The 26,711-nt window shown below is 69.5% G+C and carries 29 protein-coding genes; 23 read left to right on the plus strand and 6 right to left on the minus strand.

Features of this window, described 5'->3' with window-relative positions:
- The first annotated feature begins 27 nt into the window (after window positions 1–27).
- The 4 genes from alr to JNUCC0626_RS37240 all read left to right on the plus strand — a co-directional run bounded on the left by alr (window position 28) and on the right by JNUCC0626_RS37240 (window position 3,067).
- On the plus strand, window positions 28–1,113 hold the full coding sequence (alr, locus tag JNUCC0626_RS37225) for an alanine racemase (protein ID WP_394615370.1): 1,086 nt from the start codon (window positions 28–30) through the stop codon (window positions 1,111–1,113).
- Window positions 1,110–2,207, plus strand: coding sequence for an alpha/beta fold hydrolase (locus JNUCC0626_RS37230; protein WP_394615371.1), 1,098 nt, complete (start codon window positions 1,110–1,112; stop codon window positions 2,205–2,207). The genes alr and JNUCC0626_RS37230 overlap by 4 nt, the downstream gene beginning before the upstream one ends.
- Entirely contained in the window at window positions 2,204–2,662 is a 459-nt protein-coding gene (tsaE, locus tag JNUCC0626_RS37235) for a tRNA (adenosine(37)-N6)-threonylcarbamoyltransferase complex ATPase subunit type 1 TsaE (RefSeq protein WP_394615372.1), read from the plus strand. Before JNUCC0626_RS37230 ends, tsaE begins: the two co-directional genes overlap by 4 nt.
- A 63-nt stretch (window positions 2,663–2,725) precedes the next feature.
- Window positions 2,726–3,067: a hypothetical protein gene (locus tag JNUCC0626_RS37240; protein ID WP_394615373.1), complete on the plus strand. Its 342-nt coding sequence runs from the start codon at window positions 2,726–2,728 to the stop codon at window positions 3,065–3,067.
- A gap of 57 nt (window positions 3,068–3,124) precedes the next feature.
- On the opposite strand, the gene JNUCC0626_RS37245 is transcribed toward JNUCC0626_RS37240, so the two are convergent.
- A complete protein-coding gene (locus tag JNUCC0626_RS37245; RefSeq protein WP_394615374.1) occupies window positions 3,125–4,474 on the minus strand; it encodes an acyl-CoA synthetase in 1,350 nt (449 codons plus the stop codon).
- A gap of 204 nt (window positions 4,475–4,678) precedes the next feature.
- Between JNUCC0626_RS37245 and tsaB the strand changes: the two genes are divergently transcribed.
- Genes tsaB through tsaD form a run of 3 tightly spaced genes read left to right on the plus strand, consistent with a single transcriptional unit; the run spans window position 4,679 to window position 6,862 of the window.
- The gene (tsaB, locus tag JNUCC0626_RS37250) at window positions 4,679–5,359 is read left to right on the plus strand and encodes a tRNA (adenosine(37)-N6)-threonylcarbamoyltransferase complex dimerization subunit type 1 TsaB (protein WP_394615375.1); all 681 of its coding nucleotides are present in this window, start codon (window positions 4,679–4,681) and stop codon (window positions 5,357–5,359) included.
- Window positions 5,356–5,814: a ribosomal protein S18-alanine N-acetyltransferase gene (rimI, locus tag JNUCC0626_RS37255; protein ID WP_394615376.1), complete on the plus strand. Its 459-nt coding sequence runs from the start codon at window positions 5,356–5,358 to the stop codon at window positions 5,812–5,814. Before tsaB ends, rimI begins: the two co-directional genes overlap by 4 nt.
- A complete protein-coding gene (tsaD, locus tag JNUCC0626_RS37260; RefSeq protein ID WP_394615377.1) occupies window positions 5,807–6,862 on the plus strand; it encodes a tRNA (adenosine(37)-N6)-threonylcarbamoyltransferase complex transferase subunit TsaD in 1,056 nt (351 codons plus the stop codon). The genes rimI and tsaD overlap by 8 nt, the downstream gene beginning before the upstream one ends.
- 11 nt (window positions 6,863–6,873) lie before the next feature.
- On the opposite strand, the gene JNUCC0626_RS37265 is transcribed toward tsaD, so the two are convergent.
- Window positions 6,874–8,379, minus strand: coding sequence for an alkaline phosphatase D family protein (locus JNUCC0626_RS37265; protein ID WP_394615378.1), 1,506 nt, complete (start codon window positions 8,377–8,379; stop codon window positions 6,874–6,876).
- A 173-nt stretch (window positions 8,380–8,552) separates the two neighbouring features.
- Here JNUCC0626_RS37265 and groES point away from each other — a divergent pair, with 173 nt between their 5' ends.
- Both groES and groL read left to right on the plus strand, forming a co-directional pair.
- Window positions 8,553–8,846: a co-chaperone GroES gene (gene groES / locus JNUCC0626_RS37270; protein ID WP_030478362.1), complete on the plus strand. Its 294-nt coding sequence runs from the start codon at window positions 8,553–8,555 to the stop codon at window positions 8,844–8,846.
- A 100-nt stretch (window positions 8,847–8,946) separates the two neighbouring features.
- On the plus strand, window positions 8,947–10,572 hold the full coding sequence (gene groL / locus JNUCC0626_RS37275; protein WP_394615379.1) for a chaperonin GroEL: 1,626 nt from the start codon (window positions 8,947–8,949) through the stop codon (window positions 10,570–10,572).
- 216 nt (window positions 10,573–10,788) lie between these two features.
- Here the strand turns inward: groL and JNUCC0626_RS37280 are convergent, their stop codons facing one another.
- Window positions 10,789–11,085 (minus strand): WhiB family transcriptional regulator, encoded by a 297-nt coding sequence (locus JNUCC0626_RS37280; protein ID WP_089915132.1) that lies wholly within the window; start codon window positions 11,083–11,085, stop codon window positions 10,789–10,791.
- A 180-nt stretch (window positions 11,086–11,265) separates the two neighbouring features.
- Here JNUCC0626_RS37280 and JNUCC0626_RS37285 point away from each other — a divergent pair, with 180 nt between their 5' ends.
- The 5 genes from JNUCC0626_RS37285 (at window position 11,266) to JNUCC0626_RS37305 (ending at window position 15,624) form a co-directional block, all read left to right on the plus strand.
- Entirely contained in the window at window positions 11,266–12,204 is a 939-nt protein-coding gene (locus JNUCC0626_RS37285; protein WP_394622185.1) for a MerR family transcriptional regulator, read from the plus strand.
- A 61-nt stretch (window positions 12,205–12,265) separates the two neighbouring features.
- Window positions 12,266–13,159 carry a hypothetical protein gene (locus JNUCC0626_RS37290; protein WP_394622186.1) on the plus strand — a complete coding sequence of 298 codons (894 nt, stop codon included), beginning with the start codon at window positions 12,266–12,268 and terminating at the stop codon, window positions 13,157–13,159.
- Window positions 13,160–13,240: 81 nt separating this feature from the next.
- Window positions 13,241–13,837, plus strand: coding sequence for a response regulator transcription factor (locus tag JNUCC0626_RS37295; RefSeq protein ID WP_030471988.1), 597 nt, complete (start codon window positions 13,241–13,243; stop codon window positions 13,835–13,837).
- 308 nt (window positions 13,838–14,145) lie between these two features.
- Window positions 14,146–14,718 carry a sigma-70 family RNA polymerase sigma factor gene (locus JNUCC0626_RS37300; protein WP_285643354.1) on the plus strand — a complete coding sequence of 191 codons (573 nt, stop codon included), beginning with the start codon at window positions 14,146–14,148 and terminating at the stop codon, window positions 14,716–14,718.
- A complete protein-coding gene (locus JNUCC0626_RS37305) occupies window positions 14,719–15,624 on the plus strand; it encodes an anti-sigma-D factor RsdA (protein WP_394615380.1) in 906 nt (301 codons plus the stop codon). It abuts the gene before it with no gap.
- Window positions 15,625–15,748: 124 nt separating this feature from the next.
- Here JNUCC0626_RS37305 and JNUCC0626_RS37310 read toward each other — a convergent pair whose 3' ends face one another.
- Window positions 15,749–16,132 (minus strand): DUF5319 domain-containing protein, encoded by a 384-nt coding sequence (locus tag JNUCC0626_RS37310; RefSeq protein WP_394615381.1) that lies wholly within the window; start codon window positions 16,130–16,132, stop codon window positions 15,749–15,751.
- 127 nt (window positions 16,133–16,259) lie between these two features.
- Here JNUCC0626_RS37310 and guaB point away from each other — a divergent pair, with 127 nt between their 5' ends.
- The 9 genes from guaB to JNUCC0626_RS37355 all read left to right on the plus strand — a co-directional run bounded on the left by guaB (window position 16,260) and on the right by JNUCC0626_RS37355 (window position 24,514).
- Window positions 16,260–17,771: an IMP dehydrogenase gene (gene guaB / locus JNUCC0626_RS37315; RefSeq protein WP_394615382.1), complete on the plus strand. Its 1,512-nt coding sequence runs from the start codon at window positions 16,260–16,262 to the stop codon at window positions 17,769–17,771.
- A gap of 54 nt (window positions 17,772–17,825) precedes the next feature.
- A complete protein-coding gene (locus JNUCC0626_RS37320) occupies window positions 17,826–18,959 on the plus strand; it encodes a GuaB3 family IMP dehydrogenase-related protein (protein ID WP_394615383.1) in 1,134 nt (377 codons plus the stop codon).
- 49 nt (window positions 18,960–19,008) lie between these two features.
- Window positions 19,009–19,368 carry a hypothetical protein gene (locus tag JNUCC0626_RS37325; protein ID WP_394615384.1) on the plus strand — a complete coding sequence of 120 codons (360 nt, stop codon included), beginning with the start codon at window positions 19,009–19,011 and terminating at the stop codon, window positions 19,366–19,368.
- Between the two features lie 33 nt (window positions 19,369–19,401).
- Window positions 19,402–19,659 (plus strand): hypothetical protein, encoded by a 258-nt coding sequence (locus JNUCC0626_RS37330; RefSeq protein WP_394615385.1) that lies wholly within the window; start codon window positions 19,402–19,404, stop codon window positions 19,657–19,659.
- A 67-nt stretch (window positions 19,660–19,726) separates the two neighbouring features.
- The gene (locus tag JNUCC0626_RS37335) at window positions 19,727–20,047 is read left to right on the plus strand and encodes a type II toxin-antitoxin system Phd/YefM family antitoxin (RefSeq protein ID WP_394615386.1); all 321 of its coding nucleotides are present in this window, start codon (window positions 19,727–19,729) and stop codon (window positions 20,045–20,047) included.
- The gene (locus tag JNUCC0626_RS37340; RefSeq protein ID WP_394615387.1) at window positions 20,040–20,579 is read left to right on the plus strand and encodes a type II toxin-antitoxin system RelE family toxin; all 540 of its coding nucleotides are present in this window, start codon (window positions 20,040–20,042) and stop codon (window positions 20,577–20,579) included. The genes JNUCC0626_RS37335 and JNUCC0626_RS37340 overlap by 8 nt, the downstream gene beginning before the upstream one ends.
- Before the next feature lie 33 nt (window positions 20,580–20,612).
- A complete protein-coding gene (locus tag JNUCC0626_RS37345) occupies window positions 20,613–22,289 on the plus strand; it encodes an FAD-dependent oxidoreductase (protein ID WP_394615388.1) in 1,677 nt (558 codons plus the stop codon).
- A 12-nt stretch (window positions 22,290–22,301) separates the two neighbouring features.
- Window positions 22,302–23,261, plus strand: coding sequence for an MBL fold metallo-hydrolase (locus JNUCC0626_RS37350; protein WP_394615389.1), 960 nt, complete (start codon window positions 22,302–22,304; stop codon window positions 23,259–23,261).
- Entirely contained in the window at window positions 23,258–24,514 is a 1,257-nt protein-coding gene (locus tag JNUCC0626_RS37355; protein ID WP_394615390.1) for an FAD-dependent monooxygenase, read from the plus strand. Before JNUCC0626_RS37350 ends, JNUCC0626_RS37355 begins: the two co-directional genes overlap by 4 nt.
- Here the strand turns inward: JNUCC0626_RS37355 and JNUCC0626_RS37360 are convergent.
- Both JNUCC0626_RS37360 and JNUCC0626_RS37365 read right to left on the minus strand, forming a co-directional pair.
- Window positions 24,505–25,950, minus strand: coding sequence for an aldehyde dehydrogenase family protein (locus JNUCC0626_RS37360; RefSeq protein WP_394615391.1), 1,446 nt, complete (start codon window positions 25,948–25,950; stop codon window positions 24,505–24,507). The genes JNUCC0626_RS37355 and JNUCC0626_RS37360 overlap by 10 nt on opposite strands.
- A 46-nt stretch (window positions 25,951–25,996) precedes the next feature.
- Complete coding sequence (locus JNUCC0626_RS37365; RefSeq protein WP_394615392.1) at window positions 25,997–26,698, minus strand: aminoglycoside phosphotransferase family protein; 702 nt, start codon at window positions 26,696–26,698, stop codon at window positions 25,997–25,999.
- Window positions 26,699–26,711 lie beyond the last annotated feature (13 nt).

A 26,711-nucleotide genomic window follows, 5' to 3' on the forward strand; every position in this document is an offset into this window, starting at 1 on the left:
GCGTCCTCATGGCACGATGAACAGGTTATGGCCCGTTCAGAAGTTGTCGTCGACCTAGGCGCGCTGCGGCACAACGTCGCCCTGCTCGCCGGTCTTGCGCCGTCCGCCGAGACGATGGCCGTGGTCAAGGCCGACGGCTACGGCCACGGCGCGGTCCAGGTCGCCCGCGCCGCCCTCGAAGCCGGGGCCACCTGGCTCGGTTCGTGCAGCACGCAGGAAGCCCTCGCGCTGAGGACCGCGGGCATCCAGGCCCCGATCCTCGCGTGGCTCGACGCCCCGGACGAGGACCTGGCCGCCGGTCTCGCCGCCGACGTCGACATGGCCGTGTCCTCGCTGACCGACCTGCGTCGCATCGAGCAGGCCGCCGAGGAGGCCGACGCCCGCCCCAGACTCCACCTGAAGATCGACACCGGCCTCAGTCGCAACGGCTGCCAGCCGCAGGACTGGCCCGAGTTGATCGAGCAGGCCAAGAAGCACGAGGTCGTGGCCATCTGGTCGCACCTCGCGAGCGCCGACGAGATCGGCGACCCGTCGATCGACCTGCAGGCCAAGCGGTTCGACGACGCGTACGAGGTCGCCAAGGCGCACGGGCTGGAACCGAAGCGGCACCTCGCCAACTCGGCGGCCCTGCTGACCAGGCCCGACCTGCACTTCGACATCGTCCGGCCCGGCATCGCGATGTACGGGCTGAACCCGGTGCCGACCGAGCACGACCTCAGGCCCGTCATGAGCTACCGGTCGCACGTGGCGCTCACGAAACGTATCCCCGCCGGCGAGTCGGTCTCCTACGGGATGACATGGACCGCGCAGAAGGACACGACGCTGGCGCTGGTGCCGGCCGGGTATGCGGACGGTGTCCCGCGAGCGCTCTCCGGACGGATGGAAGTGCTGCTCGAAGGGAAGCGCCGGCCGGTGGTCGGGCGTGTCTGCATGGACCAGATCGTCGTGAACTGCGAGGACGACGAGGTGCCGGAGGGTGCGGAGGTCGTCCTGTTCGGAGACGGGAGCCGGGGCGAACCGACGGCGACGGAGTGGGCCGAGCTGACCGGGACGATCGACTACGAGATCGTCTGCGGGATGTACCGGCCGCGGGTGCGGAGGATCTACACGTGAAGCCGGTGTGGAAGGTCGTCGGGTGGGTCGGTGGCGCCGTCGGTGCCGTCGTGGCGGGTGCTGCGGTGGCGCAGACCGCGAAGGTCTCGCACGAGCGCAAGACCGCGTCGGACAGCCTCGCGGACGAGCCGCTCGGTCAGCTCAGGCCCGATCGCGAGTCGACGGTGGCCGCCGAGGACGGCGTGCCGATCTCCGTCGAGGAGGTCGATCCCGCGGACGGTGGCGAGCCGGACATCACCGTCGTGCTGGTGCACGGGTTCGCGTTGGACCGGCGGTGCTGGCACTTCCAGCGGCGCGACCTCGCCGAGCTGATCGACCCGCGCGTGCACCAGGTCCTGTACGACCAGCGCAGTCACGGGCGGTCCGGGCGGTCGACGCCTGAGAACAGCACGATCGAGCAGTTGGCGCTGGACCTCGACTCGGTGATCCGCAGCGTGGTGCCGGAGGGGCCGCTGGTGCTCGTCGGGCACTCCATGGGCGGCATGACGATCATGGCGTTGGCCGAGAAGCACCCCGAGCTGTTCGAGGAACGGGTGCGCGGCGTCGCGTTGATCGGCACGGCCGCCGGGGCCGTGGGTGGTGCCGGGCTGCCGAAGTCCGTGCTGTCGCGGTACAACCCGGTGACGTTGGGCGTCGGGCGGCTCGCGGGCGTGCAACCCGGGCTGGTCGAGTGGGTGCGCAAGAGCGCCAAAAGCCTTACGTGGAGCGGTATCCGCATGGGGGCGTTCGGTGACCGCAAGGTGGCTCCGTCCCTTGTGGACCTGATGGAGCAGATGATCAACGGGACGACGGTGAAGGTGCTCACCGAGTTCCTGGAGACCCTCGGCACGCACGACCGCTACAAGGCCCTCGCGGGCCTGCGGCACTGCGAGGTGCTGATCCTGAGCGGCGACGCGGACAAGCTGACGCCGTTCTCGCACGCCGAGCGGATGGCCGAGGAGATGCCGCACGCCACCCTCGTCCGGGCCCCCGGTGCCGGGCACATGGTGATGATGGAGCAGGCTGATCTCGTCAACGACCACCTGGTCGCGCTGGTCGAACGGTGCGCGACCGATCGCGGAGAGAGTCGGAAGAAGTGGTGGCGCCGAGCGTGAAGACCGTCGAACTGCCGTTGGTGGAGGACACCGAGGAGTTCGGCCGCAAGCTGGGTGAACTCGTGCAGGCGGGCGACCTCCTGCTGCTCGCCGGGCCGTTGGGCGCCGGCAAGACGGCGTTCGTGCGCGGGCTCGCGCGCGGCATGGGAGTGCAGGGCAGGGTGTCGTCGCCGACGTTCGTCGTCGCGCGCGTGCACGAACCGGCCGAGGGACGCGCCGTGCGGCTCGTGCACGTCGACGCGTACCGGCTCGGGGGTCACCTGGACGAGCTCGACGACCTCGACCTGGACACCGATCTGGTCGACGCCGTGGTCGCCGTCGAGTGGGGCGAGGGCGTCGCCGAACGCCTGAACGATGATCATCTGCTGATCCGCCTCGAACGCGGAATCGACGACGTTCGCACAGCTCAGCTCATCCCGCACGGCGAGTGGGCCGGTCGTCCCCTGCCTGTGTGACGATCTCTGCCGCATGGGGTGAAGTCCATTAAGGACAGAGCGTGACGGGCCGATGAGAGTCGCATGATCAAGAAGACGCTCTTCGCAACCGCAGTCATCGGTGGCGCGCTGCTCGCGGCCGCTGCTCCCGCTTCCGCCGGCGAGCACGACCGCTCCGGCGGCATCAGCGTTGCCGACAACCTCTGCGCCGCGCCGTGGCAGTGGAACGGCCCGTTCTCGCTGCTGCACGAGGGTCACGCGCCCGGCTACGCCGCGTGCAACGACAACCACGCCGCCGGTGGTCACGGCATCAGCGTGCTGAACAACGCCTGCGTCGCGCCGTGGCAGTGGAACGGCCCGCTCGAGATCTTCACGGTCGACCACTCGCCGTCCTACGTCGCCTGCAACGGCAACTCGGCTGGCTGATCGACGGACGTCAGCGGATGGCCGTTCGAGCCCGTCGGCCATCCGCTGACAGTCCTCTTAGGACAACTCCTTCTTGAGGACCTTGCCCATCTCGTTGCGCGGCAAAGCCTTCAGGAATCGCACGACTCGCGGCCTCTTGTGCGGCGAGAGCAGTTTCGCGACGTGGTCGCTCAGTGCCGATGGTTCCGGCTCTTCGCCCGCCGGAACCACCCAGGCCACGATCCGCTCGCCCAGGTCGTCGTCCGGCTCGCCCGTCACCGCCACCTCGGCCACCGACGGATGCTCGAGCAGCACGTTCTCGATCTCGCCCGCGCCGATCTTGTAGCCACCGCTCTTGATCAGGTCCGTGGCCCGCCTCCCGACGATGCGGACGTACCCGTCGGGATCGCGCACCGCCATGTCGCCGGTCTTGAACCACCCGTCCCGGAACGCCGCCTCGGTCGCGTCAGGACGGTTGAGGTACTCCAGGAACAGGTTCGGCCCGCGCACTTCGATCTCACCGATGGCGCCCTGCTCGACCTCGTGGCCCTGCTCGTCGACGACTCGGACCTCGACGCCGTCCACCGGCAACCCGACCGCGCCGGGCCTGCGGTCGCCGTCGAACCGGACGCTGACGTTCATCAGCGTCTCGCTCATCCCGTACCGCTCGACGATGCCCTGCCCGGTGGCCTTCGCGATCCGCGCGTGGTCGCTCGCGGGGAGCGCCGCGCTGCCGGACACCAGCAGGCGGGCCCTCCCGAACTGCCCGGCGAGCGCCGCGTCGTTCTCCACGGCCTCGGCGATGCGGTGGTACATCGTCGGGACGCCGAACATCATCGTGGCGCCGGTCGCGAGTTCGTGGCCGATCGCCTCGGGCGAGAACTTCACGTGCCGGACCGAGCCGCCGAGTCGCAGCGGTCCGAGGACGCCGATGCCCAGGCCGTGCACGTGGAACAGCGGCAGGCCGTGCACCAGCACGTCGTCGGCGGTCCACTGCCACACCGTCGCGAGCGCGTCGATGTTGGACGTGAGCGCCCGTCGCGGCAGCACGACGCCCTTGGGCGGACCGGTCGTGCCCGAGGTGTAGATGACCAGCGCCGGCGTCTCGGGGCCTGGTTCGTCGAACGTCCCCGGCTCGCCGAAGACGATCTCTTCGTCGCGCAGGACCAGGTCGGGCTGACTGTCGCCGAGGATGTGCTCGAGTTCGCGTTCGCCGAGCTTGGGGTTGAGCGGCACGATCGCCACCCCGGCCAGCAACCCGGCCACGACGGAAACGCACGTCTCCAGCGTCGAGGTCGCCCAGACGGCTACTCGCGTGCGGCCCTTCAGGCGTTCCGCCAGGGTGCCCGCGGCCTGGTGGAGCTCGGCGTACGTCAGAGACCGGTCTCCGAAGCGCAACGCCTCGCGGTCACTCGGTTCAGCGAACATCCCCACAGCGTCGTACGGCCGGCTAGAGGACGCATCGGAAGTGTGGGTTCGACCACTGTGTCTGATTGCCCCTGCTCCGCAGATGGCGACGAGGTCGTCGGGAAGTCGGTCATCCGGCCGCCGCTTGCCGCCGAATCGCCTCCGGCGGTTGACAGCAAGAGGCGACCGGATGACCGACGCGACCTCGTACTACTCTGGACAATCGTGCTAGTGCTCGCCGTCGACACGGCCACCCCCGCAGTCACCGCCGGTGTGGTCGAACTCGCGCCAGACTCCCCGCCGCGCCTGCTCGCGAAGCGGGTGACGCTCAACGCCAAGGCGCACGGCGAGCTGCTCACCCCGCACATCAGCGACGCCCTGGCGGAAGCCGGCAAGACCTACGCCGACCTCGACGCGATCGTCGTCGGCGCGGGCCCCGGTCCGTTCACGGGCCTGCGGGTCGGCCTCGCCACGGCCGCCGCGCTCGGCCAGGCGCTCAACCGCCCGGTCTACCCGGTGGCGACCACCGACGCGATCGCCAAGGACGCCGCCAGCGGCCACCCGCTGCTGGTCGCGACCGACGCGCGGCGCAAGGAGGTCTACTGGGCCGCCTACGACGCCGCCGGGCGCCGCACGGACGGCCCGCACGTCGAACGGCCGCAGGACCTCGCCGAGAAGCTGCCCGCGCTGGGTGTGCACCAGGCGACCGGTGAGGGTGCGGAGATCTACGCCGAGGTCCTGGGCCTCGAGACGCTCGAAGCGAAGCACCCGAGTCCCGAGGGTCTGGTCGCCGCCGCGGCCGCCGAGGTGCTCGCGAAGGCCCGTCCCGCCGCGCTCACCCCGCTCTACCTGCGCCGACCTGACGCGGTCGAGCCGACCGGGCGCAAGCGGGTGACCAGGGGATGACTACCGGCACCGTCACGCTCGCGCCCCTGCGGCACGCCGACGTGCCCAGGTGCCACGAGATCGAGCTGGCGTTGTTCCCCGGTGACGACCCGTGGAGCGAGAACGCGTTCCACAGTGAGCTCGACAACGGCAACTACTACATGGGCGCGCACGCCGACGGCGAGCTGATCGGGTACGCCGGGCTCGCCGCGTCGCAGTACGAGGCCAGCGTGCACACCATCGCGGTCGTGTCGTACTGGCAGGGCAAGGGCGTCGGCAAGAGGCTCCTGCAGGACCTGCTCGCGCGGGTCGACGAGATCGGCGTGCCGGTGTTCCTCGAGGTGAGGACCGACAACGAGCCCGCGATCGCGATGTACCTGGCGCACGGCTTCGAGCACCTCGGCCTGCGCCGCCGCTACTACCAGCCGTCGGGTGCCGACGCGTACACGATGGGAAGGCCTGCCCACAATGTCTGATCGCCTGATCCTGGGCATCGAGAGCTCGTGCGACGAGACGGGCTTCGGCATCGTCCGCCTGGGCCCCGAAGGCTCGCTCGAACTGCTCGCCGACGAGGTCGCCTCCAGCGTCGAGGAGCACGCCCGCTTCGGCGGCGTCGTGCCCGAGGTCGCCTCGCGCGCCCACCTCGAAGCGCTGGTCCCGACCATGCGCCGCGCCCTCGACACCGCCGGGGTCGAGCTCTCGCAGATCCACTCGATCGCCGTCACCGCGGGCCCCGGCCTGGCCGGTGCGCTGCTGGTCGGCGTGTCCGCCGCGAAGGCGTACGCGGCCGCGCTCGGCAAGCCGCTCTACGGCGTGAACCACCTCGCGGGCCACGTCGCCGCGGACACGTTGCAGCACGGCGCGTTGCCGGACCGCTGCCTCGCGCTGCTGGTGTCCGGCGGCCACTCGCAACTGCTGCTGATCGAGGGCGGCCTCGCCAACTCGATCACCGAGATCGGCTCCACCGTGGACGACGCGGCGGGCGAGGCCTACGACAAGGTCGCACGGCTGCTCGACCTGCCGTACCCCGGCGGCCCGCCCATCGACAAGCTCGCCAAGCAGGGCAACGGCTGCGCGATCGCGTTCCCGCGTGGCCTCACCGGCCCGCGCGACGCGAAGTACGACTTCTCGTTCTCCGGCCTGAAGACCTCGGTGGCCCGCTGGGTCGAACGCGCCGAGCGGGCCGGCGAGGAGATCCCGCTGGCCGACGTCGCCGCGTCGTTCCAGGAGGCCGTCGCGGACGTGCTGACCGCCAAGGCGATCCGCGCCGCGAAGGACCTGAACGTCGGCACGCTGGTCATCTCCGGCGGCGTCGCGGCGAACTCGCGGCTGAGCGGACTCGCCGCCGAACGCTGTGCCGAGGCGGGCATCGAACTGCGTGTGCCACGCCCACGGCTGTGCACCGACAACGGCGCGATGATCGCGGCGCTCGGAGCCCACCTGGTGGCGGCGGGCGCCAAGCCGTCCTCGATGGACCTCTCGACCAACCCGGGCCTGCCGGTGAACACGGTCCAGATCTTCTAGACGCGGATCTTCTAGATGCGGTTGAGGCCTGGTTTTCCGTCCTCCACGACGAACGACGCCTTCGTGGAGATCGGGGAGCCGGGCCTCGTCACGTAGTCCAACCCCCGGAAGTCCGTGCGCAGCTCATCGGGCGTGAAGCGGGTCAGCGTGTAACCGCGCCGGTTGTTGAAGTACTTCACGTGCGGGTTCTCGCGCAGCCACAGCGGTGTCTCGGCGTACTCCTCCGACCCGTCCCCACCGGCCGTGATCGAGGTCGTCACCAACTCCGTCGCCAGGGTCTTCGAGGACGGGTCGTCCCAGCGCTCCTTCACGTCTGCGCCCCACGCCGCGTGCACGTCCCCGGTCAGCACGATCGGGTTCCGCACGTCCGCGAAACCCGCCACCACCCGGTCGCGGTCGGCGACGTAGCCGTCCCACGCGTCCAACAGGAACTTGTCGACCTCGCCCGGAATGTAGTCGTACTGCGAGAAGAACACCTGCTGGCCGAGCACGTCCCACCGCGCCTGCGACGAACGGAAGCCGGTGAACAGCCAGTCCTCCTGCGCCGCGCCCAGCATCGTGCGGGAGGGCTCGAGGCGTTCGGGGCAGAGCTGGAGGCCGTCGCCGCAGGCCTGGTCGGTCCGGTACTGGCGGGTGTCGAGCATGTGGAACGTCGCGAGCCCGCCCCAGCGGATCCGCCGGTACAGCCTTGATGACCTGCGCAAAGGCATGTTCTCGTAGTACGCCTGGATCGCGGCGGCGCGGCGGGCGAGGAAGTTCGGCTGCGGCTTGTCCGGCAGCAGGCCCGCCCAGTTGTTGTCGATCTCGTGGTCGTCCCAGACGACGCTCCACGGGGCCACGGCGTGCGCGGCCTGGAGGTCCGGGTCGGTCTTGTACTGGGCCTGGCGGCGGCGGTAGTCCGCGAGCGTCACGGTGGTCGGTCCGTCGACGCGCCGGACGTTGCCCTGCGGCGCGACGTGGATGCCGCTCTCGTACTCGTAGGTGTAGTCGCCGAGGTGCAGGATCAGGTCCGGTTCGTCCTCGGCCATGCGCTGGTAGGCCGTGAAGTAGCCATGCTCGTACTGCGCGCACGACGCGAAGGCCATCGTCAGCGGTACTTGCAGCACGTTCGGAGGGGGTGCTGTGCGCGTGCGGCCTGTACGAGAGAGGTGGTTGAGGGCCTTGAAGCGGTAGTAGTACTCGCGGCCGGCGTCGAGTCCGACCAGGTCCACGTGGACGCTGTGCGCCTCTTCCGGTCGAGCCGTGCTGGAGCCGCGTTGCACGATTCGGGTGAATCGTTCGTCGTCGGCGACCTCCCACTCGACCTCGATCGGACGTGGCGGCATGCCGCCCAGGCCGTCGTCGGCGAGGGGGTTCAGGGCCAGCCGGGTCCACAGGACCACCCCGTCGGGTGCCGGGTCTCCCGAGGCCACACCGAGGGTGAACGGGTCGCCCGGACGCGCCGAAGCCGTGACCGAGAACGCTGTGAGTCCGGCCACGCCTGCGAGCAGCAGCGTTCGGCGAGTCAACGGGGACATGCCCTGAATACGGCTCCCGGAGGGTGATCGGTTCGGGGGGCTCGTTGAAGGCTTGGCACTCTCGTGGGTAGAGTGCCAACTGCACGGCACCAGCACCGCCCCGACCCCCGCGACGGCGGGGTGGCAGGAGCCGTTGAACACGAACCTGCCAAAGACCCGTGGAGGTCATCCCGGTGAGCGTGAACATCAAGCCGCTTGAGGACAAGATCGTTGTCCAGGCCTCGGAGGCCGAGACGACCACTGCCTCCGGCCTCGTGATCCCGGACACCGCGAAGGAGAAGCCCCAGGAGGGCAAGGTCCTCGCGGTGGGTCCCGGCCGCATCGACGACAAGGGCAACCGCGTCCCGCTGGACGTGGCTGTCGGCGACGTCGTCATCTACTCGAAGTACGGCGGCACCGAGGTCAAGTACAACGGCGAGGAGTACCTCATCCTCTCCGCGCGCGACGTGCTGGCCGTCGTCAACTAGACGCAGCGGCTGTCATGCCTGACGCCCCGGCGCCCCATCCGGGGACTCCGGGGCGTTTCGCTTTCCCGCGGCTCACCCGCGGCTCAATTGAGGATTGGTAATGGCAAAGCAGATCAGCTTCGACGAGGACGCTCGTCGGGCGCTTGAGCGCGGCGTGAACAAGCTCGCCGACACGGTCAAGGTCACCCTTGGCCCGCGTGGGCGCCACGTCGTTCTCGACAAGAAGTTCGGTGGCCCGACGGTCACCAACGACGGTGTGACGATTGCGCGCGAGATCGAGCTGGACGACCCGTTCGAGAACCTGGGCGCGCAGCTCGCCAAGTCGGTCGCCACCAAGACCAACGACGTCGCGGGTGACGGCACCACCACCGCCACCGTGCTGGCGCAGGCCCTGGTCAAGGAAGGCCTGCGCAACATCGCCGCGGGCGCCAACCCGACCGCGCTCGGCCGTGGCATCCAGGCCGCCTCCGACGCCGTCGTGGACGCGCTCAAGGGCAAGGCCACCCCGGTCAAGGGCCGCGAGAACATCGCGCAGGTCGGCACCGTCTCGTCGCGTGACGAGTCCATCGGCGCCCTGCTCGGCGAGGCCATCGAGCGCGTCGGCGAAGACGGTGTCATCACCGTCGAGGAGTCGTCCACGCTCGCGACCGAGCTCGTGATCACCGAGGGCGTGCAGTTCGACAAGGGCTACGTGTCGACGCACTTCTCGACCGACCTCGAGGCGCAGGAGGCCGTCTACGAAGACGTCCGCATCCTGCTGCACCGCGAGAAGATCTCGGCCCTGGCCGACGTCCTCCCGATCCTCGAGAAGGTCGCGGAGTCCGGCAAGCCGCTGCTGATCCTCGCCGAGGACGTCGAGGGCGAGGCCCTGTCCACCCTGGTGGTCAACGCCGTCCGCAAGACCCTGAAGGTCGTCGCCGTGAAGGCGCCGTTCTTCGGTGACCGCCGCAAGGCGTTCCTGGACGACCTCGCGGTCGTCACCGGTGGCGAGGTGATCTCCACGGAGATCGGCCTCAAGCTGTCCGAGACCACGCTCGACCAGCTGGGCTCCGCCCGCCGCGTCGTCGTGACCAAGGACGACACCACGATCGTCGACGGTGGCGGCACCAAGGCCGACATCGCCGGCCGCGCGGAGCAGCTCCGTCGCGAGATCGAGGCCACGGACTCCGACTGGGACCGCGAGAAGCTCCAGGAGCGCCTCGCGAAGCTCTCCGGCGGCATCGCCGTGATCAAGGTCGGCGCCGCCACCGAGACCGAGCTCAAGGAGCGCAAGCACCGCATCGAGGACGCGGTCGCCGCTACGAAGGCCGCGGTCGAGGAGGGCATCGTCCCCGGCGGTGGCTCCGCTCTCGTGCACGGCTCCAAGGTGCTCGACGGCGGCCTCGGCCTGACCGGTGACGAGGCCACGGGTGTCGCGCTCGTCGCGAAGGCCCTGTCCGCGCCGCTGTTCTGGATCGCCGCCAACGCGGGCCTCGAAGGCGCCGTCGTGGTGAACAAGGTCCGCGAGGGCGAGTGGGGCTTCGGCATCAACGCCGCCAAGCTCGAGTTCGGTGACCTGCTCGAGCAGGGCATCATCGACCCGGTCAAGGTGACGCGTTCCGCCGTCGCCAACGCCGCCTCGATCGCGCGCATGGTCCTCACGACCGAGAGCGCCGTCGTGGAGAAGAAGGCCGAGGAGCCGCTGTCGTCCGCCGCCGCGGGCCACGGTCACGGGCACGGCCACTGAGTCATCGGCCGCTGCTCCGCAGACGGCGGCGAGTTCGCCGGGAAGCCGGCCGTCCGCCCGACTCGCCCGCGCCGAAATGGGCTTCGCCGATTTCGACGCGAGCGGGTGACCGGACGACCGGCGCGAACTCGCGGCCCTAGGTGGACCTCTGAGGTTCGAGCTCAAATAAAGCCGGGGTTGGCGCCATTCATTTGGTGCCAACCCCGGCTTCATTGTCTAGACTATTGCCAATTGCCGCTTTCGTGCCTTGATGATGTGGTCGCGCTCCGATTCCGAGAGCCCGCCCCAGATTCCGTACGGTTCCTGCACTGCCAACGCGTGTTTGCGGCACATCTCCAGCACCGGGCAGGCGAGACAGACAGCCTTGGCGCGAGCCTCCCGCCGGGCTCTCGCCGGACCCCGTTCGCCGTCGGGGTGGAAGAAGAACGCGCTGTCCATACCCCGGCACGAACCGCGCATCTGCCAGTCCCACAGATCTGCGTTGGGACCGGGGAGCCTTCGGGTGTCCGCCATCGAGACCGCCTCCGTGACGACTGCTCCATTCGGCTTAACGATGATCCACCGTAGAACCGCGTCAAAACTTGTTCAAGAGGCTGAAGACCCTTATCAACTGATGGGTGACGGCACGCGTGTTCGATCACTCACCGCCCGGAGTTGCCGCCCGGATGAGGTGAACGGAACATGGCTCTCGTGATGACACCGCCGGAGCACAGGTATGCCGGTAGTCACACGAGTGAGCCCCTTCTCTCAGTGGCCGCGGTGGCCAGGCGACTCGGCGTGGCTCCCGCCACCCTTCGCACCTGGGACCGCCGCTACGGACTCGGGCCGACGGGCCACACCGTTGGGCGGCACCGGAAATACGGCCCACCCGATGTGGCTCGCCTCGAATTGATGCAACGCGCTCTTCTTCGTGGCGCGTCCTCTGCCGAGGCGGCCCGTTTCGCTTTGGACTCGAAATCCTCGATGACCCACGGAGAGGTCCCTGTCGCCCCATCGGGTGGACGTGGCCTCAAAATGCCCGGAGCGTCTCGATTGGCACGCGGACTGGGCCGCGCCGCCGTGGCAATGGACTCGATCTCCGTCCAGCAGATGCTCGCCGACTCCCTCGCCGCCGAGGGGGTGATCGCCACCTGGAACGAGGTCGTCCGCCCCGTCCTGACGGCCGTCGCCGCGCGCTGGCAACTCTCCGGCGCGGGCGTGGAGGTCGAACACCTTCTCAACGAGTGCGTGCTCGCCGCGTTCGTGCGCGCCACCCCGCTCGTGACCGCCGGGCGCAACCATCGCCCCGTGCTGCTGGCGTGCATGCCGGAGGAGAGGCACAACCTTCCTCTCTATCCACTGGCCGCGGAGTTGGCCCTGCGCGGAGTGGTGGTCCGGCAGCTCGGGGCGGCGCTACCGATGGACGCCCTGGCCTCGGCAGTGCGTCGAACCGCTCCGGCGGCGGTGGTGCTGTGGGCGCAGCTGCCCCGGTACGCCGACGCGGGGGTGATCGCCGCGCTGCCCCGGACGCGCCAGCAGGTGCGGGTGTTCGTGGGCGGCCCCGGCTGGCGGCGCGGGGTGGTGACCTCGCCGGCCGAACGAGTGGAGGACCTCGCCGCCGCGGTGGACGCCATCGAGGCTGCCGTCACCTGACCTGACAGCTCCGACACCTCACCCTCGTGGTGCCGTCGTCGGCGGGCACACTCCTCGCGTGATGGAAGAGGAGCTGCGCCGAGCCGCGTTCGGCGATTCCCCCGGCCTCGACGTCTGGCGGGCCCTGAGCGCCACCAGCCCCCGCGCCCGCTGGCTCGCCGCAGTAGTACTGGGCGGCCAGGGCCACTACGCCGCGGCCGCCACCGCGTTGGACGCGCTCCGTCACGACCCCGACCCGGTGATCGCGTCCCTCTCCTTCTCGACTCGCGCGTCCCACCTCCGTCAGCTAGGGCTCCACCGGCTCGCCCGCCCCCTCGACGGCGCCGCCCTCGCCAGGGCCCCGCAAACCGGACCGGAAGACCCCGACGGCATCGACGCGGAAGGCGCCAGGACCGACGCGCTGCTCGGCCTCGCCGCCGATTCGCTTGGTGCCCAACGCCTGGGCGAGGCCCGCAGGTTGCTCGCACGAGTTGAGACGCGGTCGTGGCGCGGCGAGGTCCGCAAGGGCTGGGTGACCGCCGAGATCGAGCTCGCGTCCAACCAACCAGAGCGGGCTGTGGCCCCCGCCGAGCGCGCCCACGCGACGGCGACGAGCAGAAAGGCGCTGCGGCACGAGCTCAAGTCGGCACTCGTTCTGGGCACCTCGTTGGTCGTGTGGGGGACACCCGACGGCCTGAACCGCGGGGTTGAACTAGTCGAGTGTGAGCTAAATCACAGCGCCTCCGAACGTTTGAAACCGTTGATCTGGCCGAGCGCTCTTGTCCTGGCGGGCCATGCCCCCACGGTGGGCGCAGCCGCCATCGACCGGGCGACTGAGGCTCTGAGCTGCGTGTTACGGAGAGCTGATGCCGTCAGCCGACAGGTCGCCCTTGAGTCCCCGTGGGTGCCGAGTGGGCTGCTCCGTTCCGGGGAACCCCCGAACGCAGACCCTCAGACGAACTTCTTGACGGATTAAGCACCGGATCGTGTCAAGGTTGGGCCGCCAGCGTCCGATAGGGGAGATGGAACGTCACTCGGCTGCAGGAAAGGAGTCCCCGTGACCACGGTCCTTATTTGCGACGACCGGCGCAGTGTGCGTGAGGGTCTCACCCGCGTGATGTCGGCTGTCCCCGGGGTCAGCCGCATCGACTGCGTAGCGCACGGTGACGAGTTGTTGGCTCGCTTTTCAAGGCAGCCGGTCGACGTCGTGCTGGTGGGAACCCAGCGCGCTGTCCCGACCGGGGTGGAAGCAACCCGTCGGCTCGTCTCCGCGAACCCGCAGGCAAACGTCATCGTCTTCGGCGCACCCGACGACGCCGGGAGCATCGCCGCGGCGATCGCCGGCGGTGCCCGTGGCTACCTGAGGTGGGACGCGTCGCGTCCCGAGCTTGTGGCAGCCCTCGCGCACACGCTCGCCAGCACTTCGGTGCCGGCGCCGCGCCAGCCCTCCGACCCCGGCGTGCAGCTCACGGAGCGTGAGCTCCAGGTGCTGCGAGGCATGAGCCAGGGCAAGAGCAACGGCCAGATCGGCCGCGAGCTCTACCTGTCGGAGGACACGGTGAAGACGCACGCTCGTCGTCTCTTCCGCAAGCTCGGTGTTCGTGACCGCGCTCAGGCGGTCGCGCACGGCTTCCGGCGAGGCCTCGTCCAGTAGGTCGCTCTTGCCGCACCGGCCCCGCGTCTCCATATGCCGCATGTGGGGAAGCGGGGCCGGTGGCGTGAGACGGACCACTCGTTCAACTGGTGATCCTTCGGGTCGCGAAGTTAGCCCAGCCCGGTGACAATGTCGCCGGGCTGTCAGCCGTTCGGCGTGTCTGCTGGTCACTAGGGGTGTCCATAGCCCCCTGATGAACAGAGGGCCTGAAGACCGGTACGGTGAGCTTGCTGCAACGGGTCGCTGTGAGTGACTCGTGCTGTTCCATGTCGGTACGCCAACAAGTAACACCAGGGCTGTTGTCTGCGATGACCAACTTGGGGGACGGACTGGACGCCGAAGTGGGCGCGGCCGTCGACGGCGACCGTGCCGCGATCGAACGCCTCTTGGCATCCATTCGTCCTCTTGTGGTGCGGTACTGCCGCGCCAGAGTTGGCAGGCAGGAGCGGAGCTTCGCTTCGGCGGACGATGTGGCCCAGGAGGTGTGTCTCGCGGTGCTCACGGCATTGCCCAGCTACCGCGACCAGGGTCGGCCCTTCCTCGCGTTCGTCTACGGGATCGCGGCGCACAAGGTCGCCGATGCACATCGGTCTGCCGCCAGGAACCGCTCCGAGCCGGTTCCCGAAGTCCCCGACGCACCGGAAACCGAAGCTGGTCCGGAACAGCGGGCGATGCAGGGCGAACTCTCCGAGCGGATGGCTGTACTACTGCGCGTCCTGCCGGAGAAGCAGCGGGAGATCCTGCTGTTGAGGGTGGTGGTCGGGCTCTCCGCCGAGGAAACTGCCGAGGCGGTCGGTTCGACTCCGGGTGCGGTCCGGGTGGCGCAACACCGTGCGCTGGCTCGGCTGCGCAAGTCGCTGGCAGCGGAGGAGGTGGTCTGAGTGGCCGACGAACACGGGAAGGACGACGAGGAAGTGCGCGGACAGGACGATAGAGCCCCGCACGAACCCGTCGCCGACGATCTTTCGGCGGTACAGGCCGATGACAAGCTGCTGGACGCGCTGGGGTCCGCGACACCGGGCGCGACCGGCTCGCTCGTCGACGACGAGCTCAACGCGTTGCTGCTCGCATGGCGCAACGAGGTGGAGACCGAGCCCTTCGGCGAACTGGTCGACACCGACACCGCCATCGCGACGATCCAGGCTGCCCGTCCGCAGCCGGTCAGCAGGCACCGCTTCCTGATCCCGCTGGCGAGCGCCGCGGCGGTCCTGGCCATCGCCTTCACCGGCGTGAGCCTCGTGGCCCGCGACGCGCAACCCGGCGACACGCTCTGGGGCCTGACGCGAGTGCTCTACTCCGAGCACGCGAAGTCGATCGAAGCGGCGGCCATCATCAACGGCGAGCTCGACGCGGCCCGCCTCGCCCTGCGCGAAGGCAAGGTCAACGAGGCCCGCGAGAAGCTGGACAAGGTGCAGGCGAGCCTCGGCTCCGTCTCGACCGCCGACGGCAAGGCGCAGCTCGAGGAGAAGCACAAGGAGCTGGAGAAGCAGCTCGACACGAACACTTCGACGGCGCCGCCGACCTCGACGACGACCCCGGTGACGACGCCGAGCCAGTCCTCGCAGACGTCGACGTCCACGACCACGCCGTCGACGCAGCCTTCGACCACGACGCCGTCCACGCCGCCGTCGTCGGAGACGCCTCCGCCGCCCACCTCGGTCGGTGGCGAGGAGAACCCGCCGCCGCCTCCGCCGCCGGACCCCGGCGAGAACCCAGGGGGTTCGGGTTCGACCGGCACCGGTACGAACGGTGAGGCCACCGGTCAGTCGAGCACCGGCTCCAACTGAGACGCACTGTGAACGGCCCCTGACCTGTCCCAGGTCAGGGGCCGTTCACATGCTCGGGCGTTCACACGTCAGGTGGAATGTGACCGGAGGGGCTCGTGAGATGTCTCTCAGCGAGCCCCGGAGCTCAGCGGGCGGACTCCGTCGCCGTCACGCCGTCCGCGTAGCCGCGGCAGTACTCCCAGCTGACGTACGAGCCGGGGTCCGGATCGAACGCCGGTTCGTGCGGGCGCATCCGGCCGTCGGCGAGCAGCTGCTCCAGTGAGGCTCGTAACAACGCCCAGTCGTGGTAGTGCGGTTCCTGGCACTCGCCGCAGTCGACGACGATGCCTCTGACGCCGCGATGTTGGAGCAACGCCTGGTAGACGGCGAGGTCGCTCAGGTCGCTGACCAGCTCCGTCCGTTCGTCGTCGTCCATCGGGGGATGGTCGTGGTGGGGCTCGCCCAGGGAGAGTGCGGGGTCTTCCGGGTCGCCCTCGAAGGGGTCTGGTGGCAACGCGTCGTGCGGCACGACCCCGCACGGTACCCGCCGTACCCCCTCGGTCGTCCAGATACCATGGGTCGCACCGCCTCCGCCTGCGGAAACCACGCTCGCAGGAGGGGGAGCAGACCGCACGACGGAAGGCATGCCACCCGCTATGACCAGCGAGCTCAACGCTGACGGAGTCCCGGCCAAGTTCGCGATGCTGGGGCTGACCTTCGACGACGTGCTCCTGCTGCCGGCCGAGTCGGACGTCGTCCCCAGTGGCGTCGACACGAGCACCAGGATCTCGCGCAACATCACCCTCAAGATTCCGCTGGCCAGCGCCGCGATGGACACGGTGACCGAGGGCCGGATGGCGATCTCGATGGCTCGGCAGGGCGGCATCGGCGTGCTGCACCGCAACCTGAGCATCGAGGACCAGGCCCGCCAGGCGGAGACCGTGAAGCGGTCGGAGGCCGGCATGGTCACCGACCCGGTCACCTGCTCGCCCGACGCCACGCTGGCCGAGGTGGACGCCCTGTGCGCCCGCTACCGCATCTCCGGCGTCCCGGTCACGGACGAGAACAACAAGCTCGTCGGCATCATCACGAACCGCGACATGCGCTTCGAGCTCGACCACAGCAAGCGCGTCGTCGAGGTCATGACCAAGGGCCCGCTGATCACCGCGCAGGTCGGCGTCTCCGCGGAGGCCGCGCTCGGCCTGCTGCGCCGCCACAAGGTCGAGAAGCTGCCGATCGTCGACGGCGACGGCAAGCTCAAGGGCCTGATCACGGTCAAGGACTTCGTCAAGACCGAGCAGTACCCGATGGCCACCAAGGACCCGGACGGCCGCCTGCTGTGCGCCGCCGCCGTCGGTGTGGGCGAGGACTCGTTCGTCCGCGCGATGACGCTCGCCGAGGCCGGTGTCGACGTGCTGATGGTCGACACGGCGCACGGCCACTCGCGCGGCGTGCTGGAGATGGTCGCCCGCATCAAGAAGGAACTCGGTGACTCGGCGGACGTCGTCGGCGGCAACGTCGCGACGCGCGCGGGCGCCCAGGCGTTGATCGACGCGGGTGCGGACGGCGTGAAGGTCGGCGTCGGCCCCGGCTCGATCTGCACCACGCGCGTCGTCGCGGGTGTCGGCGTGCCGCAGATCTCCGCGATCTACGAGGCGTCGCTCGCCTGCCGCCCGGCCGGTGTGCCGGTGATCGGTGACGGCGGCATCCAGTACTCCGGCGACATCGCGAAGGCCATCGCTGCCGGCGCGTCCGCCGTGATGCTCGGATCGCTGCTCGCGGGCACCCAGGAGGCGCCCGGCGACCTGATCCTGGTCAACGGCAAGCAGTTCAAGACCTACCGCGGCATGGGGTCGCTCGCGGCCATGCAGTCGCGCGGCGAGAACAAGTCGTTCTCGAAGGACCGCTACTTCCAGGACGACGTGCTCAACGAGGACAAGCTCGTGCCGGAGGGCATCGAGGGGCGCACGCCGTTCCGCGGTCCGCTGTCGCAGGTCGTGCACCAGCTCAACGGTGGTCTGCGCGCGGCGATGGGCTACACGGGTTCCCGCACGATCACCGAGCTGCAGGACGCGCAGCTCGTGCGGATCACGGCGGCGGGCCTGAAGGAGTCGCACCCGCACGACATCACCATGACCGTCGAGGCTCCGAACTACACCACCCGTTAGAGTCACTCGGCTGTTTTGCACGCTTCGTTCTAAAGCTCTGGAGAGGAACCACAGGTGCGCGATCTGGTCGAGATCGGCATGGGCCGGACCGCGAGGCGGGCCTACGAGCTGGACGACATCGAGATCATCCCGTCGCGTCGGACGAGGTCGTCGAAGGACGTCTCCACGACGTGGCAGATCGATGCCTACCGCTTCGACATCCCGCTGATCACCCACCCGACCGACGCCATCGTGTCGCCGGGCACGGCGGTCGCGGTCGGCGAGCTCGGCGGCCTCGGCGTGCTGAACGCCGAGGGCCTCTGGGCGCGGCACGGCGACGTGGACGAGGCGTTGTTCCGCCTGGTCCAGGCGACCGAGGACAACGAGGACCCGGCCGCCGCGGTGAAGGTGCTGCAGGAGCTGCACGCCGCCCCGCTGCGGATGGACCTGATCGCCGAGGCGGTCAAGCAGATCCGCGAGTCGGGCGTCACCGTCGCGGTCCGCGTGAGCCCGCAGCGCGCTGCCGAGCTCACCCCGGACCTGCTGGCCGCGGGCGTCGAGATCCTGGTCGTGCAGGGCACGATCATCTCGGCCGAGCACGTCACGCGCGGTGGCGAGCCGCTGAACCTGAAGTCGTTCATCGCGGACCTCGACATCCCGGTGATCGCGGGCGGCGTCGGTGACTACCGCACCGCCATGCACCTCATGCGCACCGGCGCGGCGGGCGTGATCGTCGGCTACGGCTACGCGCCCGGCGTCACCACCACCGACTCGGTCCTCGGCATCGGCGTGCCGATGGCCACCGCGATCGCCGACGCCGCGGCAGCCCGCCGCGACTACCTCGACGAGACCGGCGGCCGCTACGTGCACGTCATCGCCGACGGCGGCGTCACCACCTCGGGCGACGTGGCCAAGTCGATCGCGTGCGGCGCCGACGCCGTGATGCTCGGCGAACCCCTCGCCGCCGCCACCGAGGCACCGGGCCAGGGCCTGTACTGGACCGCGGCCTCCGCGCACCCGTCCGTGCCGCGCAGCTTCGTCGCGGACGCGGTGGACCAGGAACTCGACCTGCGCCGCCTGTTGTTCGGCCCGTCGGCCGACCCGCGCGGCGTGACGAACCTGTTCGGCGCCCTCAAGCGCGCCATGGCCAAGACCGGCTACTCGGACCTCAAGGAGTTCCAGAAGGTCGGCCTGACCATCCGCGGCTGAGTCCGTTACTGCTTTAGGGCGCGTTCCTGCGGGAACGCGCCCTTCTGCTTTGCTGGCGTCCGTGCCGCTCGTCGAGATCAGCTACGCGCCCCACGTCCCCCACGCAGTGCTGAGGAACCTGGCGGCGATGCTCCCGCACGCGGTCTCCCTGGCCGTCGAGTGTCCGGAGGAGCCCTACGACGGCGACCTCCAGCCGGGCGACGTCGACCTGCGCTTCCGCCCGCGCGGCCCGTTCGACTCGACGGGCATGGACATCGTTGTCGAGATCCGCTCGAAGTACTTCGAGAGCCGCGCGAAGAACCGCCAGGACCGCGCCGACGACCTGTGCGCGGCCGTCGCCGAGGCCACGGGCCTCGCTGACGTGGGCGTTTACCTCAGCCTGCCGATTGCCGCATGGGCCCAAACCTGATCCTGCAACCGAACCGCCACCCCGCGCGTCCACATGAGCGTGGAATTGGATGCCTTGTTCGGCGACGGCAAGAACAGTGATGTGGACACGATCGACCCGGACGCCGAGGTCCAAGAGTTCGACGAGTTCGACGACGACTCGGTCGAGGAGACCGACGAGACCGACGAGACCGACGAGGGCGTCGGGGGGATCGGCTGGAAGCTGCTGACCCTGTTCGTCTGCGGCGGACTGGTGATCACCGGCCTGGCCGTGGCCTTCATGGTCTGGGTCATCGAGGGCCTGGTCCTCTGAACCGGCGGGGTGCGTCCACGGACGCACCCCTCGATTCTGCTGTGTAGTTTTCTGTATAGTCCGGTACATGACCGCTGTTCACGACGCTCGCGAGCTGACCGTGACCGAGGCGACCAAGCGAGGTGTCGCCGGGCTGGTTGCCGACGCCGAGAACGGCGATCCGGTGGTTGTCACGCGACACAGCCGTCCAGTCGCGGCAGTCGTGCCGGTGAGCCGACTGGCGGAGATCGACGAAGCGGCGGCGGATCTGCGGGATCTGGCGCTCGTGCTGGCGCGGTCGGCTGCCGACACCGGTAGGCGCACCTCTTTCGACGACGTGTTGACAGCGTTCGGTCACACCCGTGAGTCGCTGGCAGCGGTGGAGGACGACGACTGGCTCGATGGCTGAAGTTCTGTTCATCGACGCCGCCATTGATGACCTGCGTCGACTGGGGCCGGATGGTGTGCCCAAGGTTCTCAAGAAGATCCAGATGCTGTTCGACAGCCCGGAGGCCGGGCATCCGCTCGGCGGTGAACTGACCGGCTTCCGCAAGCTGGTGGTCGGGCGCAACCACTGGCGAATCGTCTATCGGATCACCGATGACGGCACGGTCGAGGTGTGCGAGATCTGGTGCGGGGGCGTGCGTTCGGATGCGGAGGTCTACGCCGAGGCCTCGGCCAGGATCGCTTCGATGGCGGCCGCAGACTCCACGCTGGCCAAGCTCGCTGACGTGATCGGGCGGTTGGGCCGCCTCGCCGGCGACGTGACCGTCGAGCAGGCCCCGCCACGCGAGCCGGTTCCGGACTGGCTGGCGGAGCGACTCGTGCACACCGCGGGTGTGCCGCGGGAGCAGGTGGCTGCGCTGAGCCTGGAGCAGGCGGTCGACCTCTGGACCGCGTTCATGACCGCCCCTCCCCGTTCTGAACCGATAGGGGACTAGGCGTTACCGCAAGTAACGCCTACTCTCCGGTTCATGGGTGAACTCGCCGGTAACTTCGATGTCGTCATCGTCGGCTCCGGGTTCGGTGGCAGCGTGGCCGCGCTCCGCCTGACCGAGAAGGGCTACCGCGTCGCCGTGCTGGAGGCGGGGCGCCGGTTCGCCGACGACGAGTTCGCCAAGACCAGCTGGAACCTCCGCAAGTACCTCTGGGCGCCGCAGCTCAAGTGCTTCGGCATCCAGCGCATCCACACCCTCCGCAACGTCATGGTGCTGGCCGGCGCGGGCGTCGGCGGGGGCTCGCTCGTCTACGCGAACACGCTGTACCGGCCGCTCAAGCCGTTCTACGAGGACCGGCAGTGGGCGCACATCACCGACTGGCAGGACGAGCTGGAGCCGTTCTACGACCAGGCGAGCCGCATGCTGGGGGTCGTCACGAACCCCACGACGACCCCGAGCGACGTCGTCATGCAGAAGGTCGCGAAGGACATGGGCGTCGAGGACAGCTACCACCCGACGCCCGTCGGCGTGTTCTTCGGCGAGCCCGGCCAGAAGGCGGCGGACCCGTACTTCGGGGGTGCCGGGCCCGAGCGGACCGGCTGCACCGAGTGCGGCAGCTGCATGTCGGGGTGCCGGGTCGGCGCCAAGAACACGCTGGTCAAGAACTACCTGTACCTGGCCGAGAAGCTCGGCGCGCAGGTCTTCCCGCTGACCACGGTCACGCAACTGCGGGAAGAAGACGGCACCTGGACCATCGACACGAAGATGACCGGTGGCAGGGCGACGAAGACCTTCACCGCGGACCAGGTCGTGATCGCCGCCGGCACGTGGGGCACGCAGCAGCTGTTGCACAAGGCCAAGGCCGGCACGCTGCCGAAGATCTCCGCCAAGCTCGGCGAGCTCACCCGCACCAACTCCGAGTCGATCATCGGGGCCGCGCGGTACACGGTCGACCCGAAGACCGACTACACGCAGGGCGTCGCGATCACGAGCTCCATCCACCCCGACGAGATCACGCACATCGAGCCCGTGCGGTACGGCAAGGGCAGCAACGCCATGGGCATGCTGCAAACCCTCGCCACGGACGGCGCGCTGAGCACGCCGCGGTGGTTGCAGTTCATCAAGCAGGCGGTCCGGCACCCGATGCGGCTGCTGCGGCTCCTCAGCGTGCACCGGTGGAGCGAGCGGACCGTGATCCTGCTGGTCATGCAGAGCCTCGACAACTCCATCACCACGTACCTCAAGCGCGGCAAGCTCACCAGCAAGCAGGGGCACGGCGAGCCGAACCCGGCGTTCATCCCGGCCGGGCACGAGGCGAACCTGCTGGCCGCCAAGCACATCGACGGCATGGCGGGCGGTACCTGGGGCGAGCTGTTCAACGTTCCGCTGACCGCGCACTTCATCGGCGGCTGCGCGATCGCGGCGGACGAGGGCCAGGGCGTCATCGACCCTTACCACCGGGTGTTCAACTACCCCGGACTGTCCGTTGTGGACGGTTCGGCGATCAGTGCCAACCTCGGCGTGAACCCGAGCCTCACCATCACCGCGCAGGCCGAGCGGGCGTTCTCGCTGTGGCCGAACAAGGGCGAGCAGGACCAGCGGCCGAGTCAGGGGCAGGCCTACCAGAGGATCAACCCGACGAAGCCGAAGAACCCGGCGGTTCCTGATCAAGCTCCAGCCGCATTGCGGTTGCCGATCGTGAAGGCGTCCTGACACGGTGGAGGCATGGCCAAAAAGCCTTTCGCCTCCAGCGCGGACCTCGCTCCCAAGGACGAGGTCTTCGTCGAACTCGCCGACGGCGTCTACACCCTGACCGCCGAAGGTGATCCCAACGTCGCGGCCATCGAGGCCGAGGACTTCCTGATCTGCTTCGAGGCGCGCGCGACCCCGGCGGCCGCGCGCCGCTGGCTCGCCCAGCTGCGCAAACACACCAAGAAGCCGGTCCGGTACCTCGTGCTGAGCCACTACCACGCCGTGCGCACGCTCGGGGCCAGCGCGTTCGAGGCGCAGGAGATCGTCGCGCACGAGATGACGCGCGTGCTGATCGCCGAACGCGGGCAGCAGGACTGGGAGAGCGAGTTCGGCCGGATGCCGCGGCTCTTCGAACGGCCGGAGGAGATCCCCGGCCTGACCTGGCCGACGCTGACGTTCTCCGACCGCATGACGATTCCGCTCGGCGACGAACGCGGCGACCTCGTGCTCCAGTTCCTCGGCCGCGGCCACACGGCGGGCGACATCGTGGCGTGGCTGCCGCAGCAACGCATCCTGTTCGCGGGCGACCTGGTCGAGTCGCAGGCCGCGCTGTACACCGGGGACGCGTTCCACGACGAGTGGGCGACGTCCACTTTGGACGAGATCGAGGACCTGGGCGCCGAGGTGCTGGTCGGCGGGCGCGGCAAGGTGGCGCGCGACCGGATGGAGGTCGAGGCCGCCATCGCGCAGAGCAGGCACTTCCTCAACGAGCTGCGCCGCACGGTCGGTGGTGTGCACGCCGAGGGCGGCACGCTCAAGGAAGCCTTCCGGCAGGCGCACGAGGCCCTCGTCGGCCGCTACGGGCGGTGGCCGATCTTCGAGCACTGCCTGCCGTTCGACGTGCAGCGCTACTGGGACGAGTGCGACGGCCGGGAGTGGCCGGAGATCTGGACCGCCGACCGCGACCGCGCCGTCTGGGACGCCCTGCAATGACCGTCCTGGTCGTCGGCGCCGGACCGGTCGGCCTCACCGCCGCGTTGTTCCTCGCCCGGGCCGGTGTGCCCAGTGTCGTGCTGGAGGCGGCGGAACGGCGGGACCGGGCCGGGAGCCGGTCGATCTGCGTGCAGCGCGACGTGCTGGAGATCCTCGAACGGATCGGCGTCGGCCAGGCCGTCGCCGACGCCGGGATCACCTGGTACACCGGCCGCACCTACCACCGCGACCGCGAGGTCGTGACCCTGACCTTTCCGGAGGTGCCGGGCTTCCCGCCGTTCGTGAACACCCCGCAGACCGTGGTGGAACGGCTGCTGGAGGAGCGGGTCCGCGCCGAGCCGTTGATCGAACTCCGCTACGGCCACCCGCTCGTCGATCTCTCTCAGGACGACGAGGTTGTGTCCACAAAGGACGGAATTCGGGCCACGCACTGCATCGCCGCCGACGGCGTGCACTCGAGGGTCAGGGAGGTCCTCGGCATCGGGTTCGAGGGCTTCTCGTTCGACGACCGGTTCATCATCGCCGACGTACGCGTCGAGCTGGACTTCGCTTCCCCGGAACGCCGCTTCTACTTCGACCCGCCGTGGAATCCGGGCCGCCAGGTGCTGCTGCACCCGCAACCCGGTGGCGTCTGGCGGATCGACTGGCAGGTGGCGGAGGACGTCCAGCTCACCGACGCCCACGTCCGCGCGATCGTCGGCGACCGGCCGTACGAGGTCGTCTGGCAGTCCACCTACCGCTTCCAGCAGCGCCGCGCGTCGAGGTTCCGCGACGGCAGGGTGGTGCTGGCCGGAGACGCCGCGCACGTGATGAGCCCGTTCGGTGCGCGCGGCCTGAACTCGGGCATCTGCGACGCCGACAACGCCGCCTGGAAGATCGCGGCCGACCGCCGGGGCGAGGCCGGTCCTGGCCTGCTGGCGTCCTACGACGCCGAACGCGGGGGCGCCGCCGACGAGAACCTCCGCATCACCGGCGACACCATGCGCTTCCTCGTCCCGGGCACGCCGGAAGAGCGTGCGCGCAGGGAAAAGGCGCTGAACTCCGGCGTGGGCATCGACTCCGGCAAGCTCTTCACGCCGTTCGCCTACGCCGACTCGCCGTTGACGACCGACGGCGGTGAACTGGTGGCCGGATCACGCGCCGCCGGACCGGGTTTCACGGTCGCGGACGGACGCCTGATCCGACCTGACGGTCACGTCGCCGGACCCGCCGGCGACGACCGCGTGCTGCGGAAAGCCCTGGGCTACAGCTGAATGCCCGTCAGGACCGTCACGCGTTCCTCGGTGAAGTCCTCCATCGCCGACCGCACGCCCTCGCGTCCGGTGCCCGACCCCTTCACGCCGCCGTACGGCATCTGGTCGGCCCGGTACGACGGCACGTCGCCGATGATCACGCCACCGACCTCGAGTTCGGCCGCGGCCTCGAACGCCACCTGCACGTCGCGCGTGAACACCCCGGCCTGCAGCCCGTACTTGGAGTCGTTGACCTGCGCGAACGCGTCCTCAACCCCGTCCGCGACGGACACCACGAGCACCGGCCCGAAGATCTCCTCGGTCCACACCTTCGCGGTCCTCGGCACGTCGGTGAGCACGGTCGGTTCGACGGTCGCGCCGGTCCGCTTGCCGCCGATCAGCACCTTCGCGCCGACGTCGGTGGCCATGTGCACCCACTCCTCGACGCGGCGCGCGTTGTCCTCGTCGATCAACGGCCCGACCTCGACCTCGGGGTCGTGCGGGTCGCCGGTCCTGAGCGCTGCCACCGCTTCCACGAGCTTCGGCACGAACTCGTCGACCTTCGACCGGTCGACGATCACCCGTTGCACGGCGATGCACGACTGCCCGGCCTGGTAGTTGCCGAACGTCGCGATGCGCTGCGCCGCGTGGTCCAGGTCCGTCCAATCAGGACAGATGACGGCCGCCGCGTTGGATCCCAGCTCCATCACGACGTGCTTGCGCGGTGCGGCTTCCATCAACGACCAGCCGACCTTCGTCGACCCGGTGAACGAGATGACCGGCAGTCGTTCGTCGGTGACGAGCGCCTCCATGTCCTTGCCGCGCACCGGAAGGATCGAGAACGCGCCCTCCGGCAGTGCGGTCTCGGCCAGGATCTCGCCCAGCAGCAACGCGCTGAGAGGCGTCGCCGACGCGGGCTTCACGATCACCGGCGCACCCACCGCGAGCGCCGGCGCGACCTTGTGCGCCACCAGGTTCAGCGGGAAGTTGAACGGCGCCACCGCCAGCACCGGCCCGCGCGGCACGTGCCGGACGACGGCCATCCGCCCCTCGCCACCGGCATCGGTGTCGAGCCGCTGCAAGCCGCCGCTGAACCGCCGGGCCTCCTCGGCGGCGAACCGGAACGTGTTGACCGCCCGCCGCACCTCGATCTCGGCCCACTTGAGCGGCTTGCCGTTCTCGGCGGTGATCGTCTCGGCGATCTCCTCCTCGCGTTCGGCCAGCGTCCGCGAGACCTGGAGCAACGCCTCGGCCCGCACGTGCGCGGGCGTGCGCCGGAACTCCTTCGCCACGGACGCCGCCGCGGCGATCGCACGTTCCACCTGATCTCTGCCCGGTACGGCGACCGAGGCGACCTCGGTGCCGTCGAACGGGTGGAGAACCTCTAACGCCTGCTCGCCCTGCTCGGGGCGGCCGGCGACCCAGCAGGGCCTGGGCTGCGGCGTGAACGCGTCCATGAGGCCCACGTTAAGCCCTGTTGGCCTGGGTGTACCGGTCACACTCCTAGAAGATCGGGTCGGTTTGGTGCCTGAAATGGGCTTCGCCGATTTCAGGCACCAAACCGACGAGTCCCAGGTAATAGTCATCGTGCTTTTCAGCGCGTTGAAGTGTGAACGCCGGGTGCTCGCGAATCGTTTGGATCATGTCGTCCAGGCGGATCAACACGTGCTCGGGGTCGTACTCGATGCCGTACGTCTCGCAGAACAGCCGAGTGCGCCGTGCGCGGTCGTCCGGCAGGGCCAGCACGAACTGGATCAGCGCCCAGCTCACGTCCCACCAGCGCGGCCCCGGATGAGCTGAGTCCCAGTCGAAGACGCCCACGGGCAGCCCTTGGTCGAACACGATGTTGTACGGCGCGAAATCGCCGTGCAGCAGTACCTCGACGGGTTCGCGGGCGGGGTGCTGCCAGCCGTCCGGCACCGAGACGAACTGTCTCGTTTCGTCGTGCAGGCGCCGCAGCAGCCGTGCCGAGGCGATCAACGCCCGGTCGTCGTCCGGCGGCACGTGGCCAACCTCACCCGGCAGATAGCTCACCCACTCGTGCTCGGCGTCCAGCCCGAGCGGAACCGGCGCGATCCCCAGTGGTGCCAAGTGCCGCAACAACTCGTGCACCCGCGGCGCCCACGGCCCGGCCGGCCTGCGCACCGCCTCACCCACCCTGAACACCTGGTTCAGCCCGCCACCGGTCAGCAGTTCCTCGTCCACGCATGAGATCCTT

Origin of the sequence: Lentzea sp. JNUCC 0626 (assembly GCF_043632865.1) — a bacterium.
Classification (GTDB): domain Bacteria; phylum Actinomycetota; class Actinomycetes; order Mycobacteriales; family Pseudonocardiaceae; genus Lentzea.